A 1,409-nucleotide genomic window follows, 5' to 3' on the forward strand; every position below is an offset into this window, starting at 1 on the left:
CAGCCTGAGCTGGGCTAGCCGTACCCCTATTAGTTTGAGTGATTACCGCGCGTTAGATGCGTTGGCTTTAGCCGAAGGCATTCGGCGTAAAGACTTTAGCGCAGCGGAAGTGTTGGAAACGGCGATTGCTCGCGCGGAAGCGATAAACCCCACCATTAATGCCATTGTCGAGCCGCTATACGATTACGCGCGCGATCAAATCAAGCAGGGCTTACCCGAAGGGCCGTTCGCTGGGGTGCCGTTTTTGTTGAAAGACTTGGGTTTAATGCTCGAAGGCACCAAAACCACCGAAGGCTCACGCTTTTTTAGGGACCAGGTCGCTTCTTACACCGACACTATGGTACAGCGTTATCTCAATGCTGGGTTTTTGATGATGGGAAAAAGTGCCAGCCCTGAGTTTGGGGGCACGGCTACGACGGAATCACTTTTGTTTGGTGATACGCGCAACCCTTGGGATTTAACAAAGACGACGGGTGGCTCATCTGGCGGGTCTGCGGCCGCAGTGGCTGCGGGTATCCTACCTTTGGCAAACGCGACCGATGGGGGTGGCTCTATTCGAATACCGGCCTCGTGCTGCGGTTTGTTTGGTATGAAACCCAGCCGTGCGCGCACTCCTCGAGGGCCCAACGCGATACACTCATGGATGAGCGTTACCCACTGCGTATCTCGGTCGGTCCGCGACAGCGCGGCGTTGTTAGATGCAACGGCGGGCCCGGAGGCGGGCGCAGCAGGTGGTCCACAAAGTCCCAGTCGCTCATTTACTGAGTATGCCAGCATGATGCCGCAAAAGCTGCGCATTGGTTTGGTGACCAAACCGGTGTCGCAAACGCCCGTGCATGTCGATTCCATTGCGGCGGTGATGCACACCGCTAAGCTTTGCGAGAGTCTCGGTCACAGTGTTGAGCCCGTCGAGCTGGGCATTGATCCGCGCGAGTTTTATGGTTCGACTGCTCAAGTAATGGCGGCCGGTACAGTGGCAAAAGTCAAGGCGCGTGAGCATGTGCTTGAGCGCAAAGTCACCGAGGACGATCTTGAACCCTTGATCTGGCAGCGCTATCAAGCAGCATTAAATAACAAGGCGTCTGATTATCACGAGTCGGTGCAAACCATTCATCGAATAGGCCGCCATGTGAGTGGCCTACACGAAAGGTTCGATGTCTTGCTGTCGCCGACGCTTGCAAATCCACCTTTGGATTTAGGTAAGCTCGCTTTAACACGCATGGACAAGGGCTACGAAATGGATGTCGTGAGCTACTCGGCGTTTACTATGCTGTTTAATGCCACAGGCGCGCCTGCAATGTCGGTGCCTTTGTATTGGACCGAGGCGGGCTTGCCCATTGGCACCATGTTCGCTGCCGATTTCGGTAACGAGGGTCTGTTGTATTCACTTGCCGGCCAGCTGGAGCAGG

The 1,409-nt window shown here is 55.4% G+C and carries 1 protein-coding gene; it reads left to right on the top strand.

Annotated features, from left to right (window positions below; all coding sequences use genetic code 11):
- Positions 1-1,409, top strand: a 1,409-nt coding sequence (locus ACTF5Z_RS12185) for an amidase (protein WP_438985869.1), incomplete at both ends; no start/stop codon positions are given.

Origin of the sequence: Aequoribacter sp. (assembly GCF_965659035.1) — a bacterium.
Lineage (GTDB): Bacteria > Pseudomonadota > Gammaproteobacteria > Pseudomonadales > Halieaceae > Aequoribacter.